The organism is Mesorhizobium sp. M7A.F.Ca.CA.002.04.1.1, assembly GCF_004022805.1.
GTDB classification, from domain to species: domain Bacteria; phylum Pseudomonadota; class Alphaproteobacteria; order Rhizobiales; family Rhizobiaceae; genus Mesorhizobium; species Mesorhizobium ciceri.
This window is the reverse complement of the sequence record NZ_RZPL01000378.1, coordinates 1-5,363: the sequence shown is the minus strand read 5'-3', so window position 1 is coordinate 5,363 and position 5,363 is coordinate 1. Positions and strand designations below refer to the sequence as shown.

Sequence of the window (5,363 nt, the reverse complement as noted above, 5' to 3'; positions counted from 1 at the left end):
GGGGGAAAACCGGGCCTCAAGCATCTCGACATAGAGTTGTGCGGCAACCGCCTCGACCTGATCGGGCGTCATCGACAGGGCGAAACGGTACATCACCTCGCGCCAGCTCCAGAAACTGTCGGCGGAGGGGCCGCGAAGCTCGGCAAGGCCGGCCATGCCGCGCTGGAAGGCGTGGCTGTGCAAATTGGGCATGCCGGGCAACAGGATCGCGTGACGTTCGTCGCCGGCTGCCGCAGCAGCGCCAGGCTGAACGGCTGTGATGCGTCCCTCGGCCAGGGTAAGCCGCACATTTTCGCGCCAGCCATCGGGAAGGAGCGCCTGTTCCGCAAAGATCGCTGCCACTTTTCTCTCCGGTTCTCTGTGTCTCATGCGATGAAGGCACTTGCAGTGCGTTTCAATATGTATATACATAATCGTCATCGATTGAAACGGAAAAGATGATGGCTGCAAAGAGCAAAAGCCGGGCAGGGGATCTTCGTCTGTGGCGCAATGCGCGGCTGACGACAATGGCCGACGGGTCTGCCGGACTTGGCGTCGTCGAACATGGCGCGGTCGCTGCGCGTGACGGCCGCATTGTTTATGCCGGCCCCGAGTCGGAGCTGCCCCCGACACTTGCCCAGGGCGCCGAGACGGTTGATTGCGAGGGCCGCTGGATCACACCCGGCCTGATCGACTGCCACACCCATCTGGTCCATGCCGGCAACCGCGCCAACGAATTCGAGATGCGGCTGGCCGGCGCCACTTATGAAGAGGTCGCCCGGGCTGGTGGCGGCATAGTCTCCTCGGTCAAGTCGCTGCGCGCCGCCAGCGAGAGCGAACTGGTCACCCAATCACTGCCACGCCTCGATGCGCTGATTGCCGAGGGCGTAACCACCGTGGAGGTAAAATCAGGCTACGGCCTGGACCTCGAAAACGAGAAGAAGTCGCTGCGTGCCGCACGGCGGCTGGGCAACCAGCGGCCGGTGACGATCCGCACGACCTTCCTCGGCGCCCACGCGCTGCCGCCGGAAGCCAAGGGTGACAAGGACGCCTTTATCGATCTGGTCGCCAAGGAAATTCTCCCGGCGGTTGCCGCCGAGGGGCTGGCCGATGCCGTCGACGGTTTCTGCGAGGGCATCGCCTTTTCGCCGGAACAGATGGCGCGCGTCTTCGATGCTGCAAAGGCGGCCGGCCTGCCGGTCAAGCTTCATGCCGACCAACTGTCCAATTTGCATGGCGCCGAACTCGCCGCCCGTTACGGTGCGCTGTCGGCCGACCATCTCGAATACACCGATGAGGCAGGTGCAGCGGCGATGGCCAAGGCCGGAACCGTGGCGACGATCCTGCCCGGCGCCTACTATTTCATTCGCGAAACCAAGAAGCCGCCGATCGGCTTGTTTCGCCAGCACGGCGTCAGGATGGCTGTCGCCACCGACAACAATCCCGGCACTTCGCCGCTGACCTCACTGCTTCTGACCATGAACATGGCCGCGACCCTGTTCGGCCTGACCGTCGATGAATGCATTGCCGGCGTCACCCGGGAGGCGGCCCGCGCGCTTGGTTTGCTGGGAGAAACCGGCACGCTGGAAGCCGGAAAATCCGCCGACCTGGCGATCTGGAACATCGAGCGCCCCGCCGAACTCGTCTACCGCATGGGCTTCAACCCGCTGCATGCCCGCATCTGGAGAGGACAATGACCGAACTGACCCTGAAACCCGGCAATGCGACGCTGGCCGACTGGCGCGCCATCTATCGTGGCGCCGTGCCCAAGCTGGACGATGCCTGCCGGCCGAAAATCAAGGCGAGCGCCGAGGCCGTCGCTAGGATAGTCGCCAAGGGCGAGCCGGTCTATGGCATCAACACCGGCTTCGGCAAACTGGCCAGCGTCCGCATCCCGGCCGAGGATCTCGAGACCTTGCAGCGCAACATCGTCCTGTCGCACGCCGCCGGCGTCGGCGAGCCGATGCCGGTTGCCGTTTGCCGGCTGATGATGGCGCTGAAGCTCGCCAGCCTGGCGCAGGGCGCGTCGGGTGTGCGGCCGCAAACCATCGAGTTGCTGGAAGCGATGCTGGCCAACGACGTCATCCCGGTGGTGCCGGCGCAAGGTTCGGTCGGCGCCTCCGGCGACCTTGCCCCGCTATCGCACATGACGGCGGTGATGATCGGCGTCGGCGAATGTTTTACCCCACATGGCCGTTTCCCGGCCAAGGTCGCCTTCGTCTCGCATGGCCTGGAACCGGTGACACTGGGCGCCAAGGAGGGCCTGGCGCTGCTCAACGGCACCCAGTTTTCGACCGCCTATGCGCTGGCCGCCTTGTTCGAGGCCGAAGTGCTCTACCAATCGGCGCTGGTCGCCGGTGCCCTGTCGACCGACGCGGCAAAAGGCTCCGACGCACCCTTTGATCCGCGCATCCATGTGCTGAGAAAGCATCCCGGGCAGGTCGAGACGGCCGACGCCCTGCGCAATCTGATGGCCGGCAGCGCCATCCGTGAATCGCACCGGGTTGGCGACGAACGCGTGCAGGATCCCTATTGCCTGCGCTGCCAGCCGCAGGTGATGGGCGCGGCACTCACCGTGCTGCGCCAGGCGGCCGACACGCTGGGCACCGAAGCCAACGGCGTCACCGACAATCCGCTGATCTTCGCCGAGGATGACACCGCGCTTTCCGGCGGCAATTTCCACGCCGAGCCGGTGGCCTTCGCCGCCGACATGATCGCGCTCGCCGTCTGCGAGATCGGCTCGCTGTCGGAGCGCCGCATCGCCATGCTTGTCGATCCGGCACTTTCCGGCATGCCGGCCTTCCTGACGCCCAAGCCCGGCCTGAACTCCGGCTTCATGATCCCGCAGGTGACGGCGGCGGCGCTCGTTTCCGAAAACAAGCAGAAAGCCTATCCGGCATCAGTCGATTCGATCCCCACCTCGGCCAATCAGGAGGACCATGTTTCGATGGCCGCGCACGGCGCGCGCCGGCTGATCGGCATGGTCGAGAACGCCACCGCGGTGATCGGCATCGAACTGCTGGCCGCGGCCCAAGGCTGCGATTTCCACGCGCCGCTGGCCTCGAGCGACGCCCTGGAGGCGGTGCGCAGGCTGGTGCGGGCCGAAGTGCCGCATCTCGACAATGACCGCCATTTCCACCCCGATATGGAAAAAGCCATCGCCATGGTGCGCAGCGGTGCGGCCATCGAGGCCGCCGGCGGTGTGGCTCTGCCGTCGATTTCCGGAGCGGTGTGATGGCAAGCGCGCCCTGGCTGACGGTCACGCCCGGCACAGCCCCGTTGCTGGTGTCGATACCACACGCCGGCATCGACCTCGCCGGCCTTGAGAATCGGCTGGTCTCGCCCTGGCTCGGCCGCCGCGACTGCGATTGGTGGATCGATAATCTCTATGACTTTGCCGCCGGCCTCGGGGCGACGGTGGTGCACACCGCGATCTCGCGCACCGTCATCGACGTCAACCGCGATCCCTCCGGCGCCTCGCTTTACCCCGGCCAGGCGACGACGGGCCTTTGCCCGACCGAGACCTTCGATGGCGATCCGCTCTATCGCGAGGGCGAAGAACCGGGGCCGTCGGAGATCGACGAGCGTCGCGAGGAATTCTTCGTGCCGTACCATGCCGCCTTGCAGGCCGAGATCGGCCGGTTGCGCGGGCTACACGAAAAGATCGTGCTCTATGACTGCCACTCGATCCGTTCAGTGCTGCCGCGCCTGTTCGAAGGCACGCTGCCGGTTTTCAATCTCGGCACCAATGACGGCAGGAGCGCCGATCCGACGCTGCAGGCGATGGTCGGCCAGATCATGGCCGAAACCGGTGAAACCTTTGTCATCAACGGCCGCTTCAAGGGCGGCTGGATCACACGCCATTTCGGCCAGCCGCAACAAGGCGTGCACGCACTGCAGATGGAACTCTCCAACCGCATCTATATGCGCGAGCCCGATGGCAAGGGCACGCCGGACAATTGGCCGGTGCCCTATGACGCCGAGTTCGCAGCACCGATCCGCGCCACCCTGCGGAAAATCCTCGAGACCGCGACATCCTGGGCGCGTGTCTGACATCAGGTCCTTTATGGAGTGACGCCATGAACAATCCTCGCCACAACATCCGCGAAGTCCGCAGCCCGCGCGGCACCGAAATCAGCGCGCGCTCCTGGCTGACGGAAGCGCCGCTGCGCATGCTGATGAACAATCTCGACCCGGATGTTGCTGAAAATCCCAACGAACTGGTCGTCTATGGCGGCATCGGCCGGGCGGCGCGCACCTGGAACGATTTCGACCGCATCGTCGCCTCCTTGAGGACGCTGGCCGATGACGAGACTTTGCTGGTCCAGTCGGGCAAGCCGGTCGGCGTCTTCCGCACCCATCCGGACGCCCCGCGTGTGCTGATCGCCAACTCCAATTTGGTGCCGCACTGGGCGAATTGGGAAAAGTTCAACGAGCTCGATAAGAAGGGCCTCATGATGTACGGCCAGATGACGGCCGGCTCGTGGATCTACATCGGCACGCAAGGCATCGTGCAGGGCACCTACGAGACCTTCGTCGAGGCCGGTCGCCAGCACTACGGCGGCAATCTCAAGGGAAAATGGATCCTGACCGGCGGTCTCGGCGGCATGGGTGGCGCCCAGCCGCTCGCCGCCGTCATGGCCGGCGCCTGCTGTCTCGCCATCGAATGTAACCCGGACTCGATCGATTTTCGCCTGCGCACCCGCTACGTCGACGAGCGCGCCGAGACGCTCGACGAGGCGCTGGAAAAGATCGAACGCTGGACCAAGGCCGGCGAGGCGAAGTCGGTCGGCCTGCTTGGCAATACGGCCGAGATCGTCCCGGAGATGTTCAGGCGTGGCATTCGCCCCGATATGGTCACCGACCAGACCTCGGCGCATGATCCCATCAACGGCTATCTGCCGAAGGGCTGGACGATGGCCGAGTGGCGCGAGAAGCGCGTCAGCGACCCCAAGGCGGTCGAGAAGGCGGCCCGCGCTTCCATGCGCGAACATGTCGAGGCGATGGTGGCGTTCTGGAACGCCGGCGTGCCAACGCTCGACTATGGCAACAACATCCGCCAGGTGGCCAAGGAGGAGGGGTTCGAGAACGCCTTTGCCTTCCCCGGCTTCGTGCCGGCCTATATCCGTCCGCTGTTCTGCCGCGGCATCGGCCCCTTCCGCTGGGCAGCTCTGTCGGGCGATCCGGAAGACATCTACAAGACCGACGCCAAGGTGCGCGAACTGACGCCCGGCAACACCCATCTGCACAACTGGCTCGACATGGCACGCGAGCGCATCGCCTTCCAGGGCCTGCCGGCGCGCATCTGCTGGGTCGGCCTTGGCGACCGGCATCGGCTCGGCCTCGCCTTCAATGAAATGGTGGCCAAGGGTGAGTTGAAGGCG

Annotated in this window: 4 protein-coding genes and 1 pseudogene; 4 read left to right on the top strand and 1 reads right to left on the bottom strand. The window is 65.1% G+C overall.

Annotated features, from left to right (window positions below; genetic code table 11):
- A pseudogene (locus ENZ75_RS19490) lies at positions 1-342 on the bottom strand (formimidoylglutamate deiminase); the annotation flags it as partial.
- 98 nt (positions 343-440) lie between these two features.
- Between ENZ75_RS19490 and hutI the strand changes: the two are divergent.
- The 4 genes from hutI to hutU form a co-directional block, all read left to right on the top strand.
- Positions 441-1,676 carry an imidazolonepropionase gene (gene hutI / locus ENZ75_RS19485; protein ID WP_063167743.1) on the top strand — a complete coding sequence of 412 codons (1,236 nt, stop codon included), beginning with the start codon at positions 441-443 and terminating at the stop codon, positions 1,674-1,676.
- Complete coding sequence (gene hutH, locus ENZ75_RS19480) at positions 1,673-3,214, top strand: histidine ammonia-lyase (RefSeq protein WP_027162456.1); 1,542 nt, start codon at positions 1,673-1,675, stop codon at positions 3,212-3,214. The genes hutI and hutH overlap by 4 nt, the downstream gene beginning before the upstream one ends.
- A complete protein-coding gene (gene hutG / locus ENZ75_RS19475) occupies positions 3,214-4,032 on the top strand; it encodes an N-formylglutamate deformylase (RefSeq protein ID WP_063167744.1) in 819 nt (272 codons plus the stop codon). The genes hutH and hutG overlap by 1 nt, the downstream gene beginning before the upstream one ends.
- A gap of 26 nt (positions 4,033-4,058) precedes the next feature.
- A partial coding sequence (gene hutU / locus ENZ75_RS19470) for a urocanate hydratase (protein WP_128278251.1) occupies positions 4,059-5,363 on the top strand: 1,305 nt, incomplete at its 3' end.

Coding starts and splice junctions, on each gene's coding strand:
- hutI (WP_063167743.1), top strand. CDS start 441: ATGGCTGCAAAGAGCAAAAGCCGGGCAGGGGATCTTCGTCTGTGGCGC.
- hutG (WP_063167744.1), top strand. CDS start 3,214: ATGGCAAGCGCGCCCTGGCTGACGGTCACGCCCGGCACAGCCCCGTTG.
- hutH (WP_027162456.1), top strand. CDS start 1,673: ATGACCGAACTGACCCTGAAACCCGGCAATGCGACGCTGGCCGACTGG.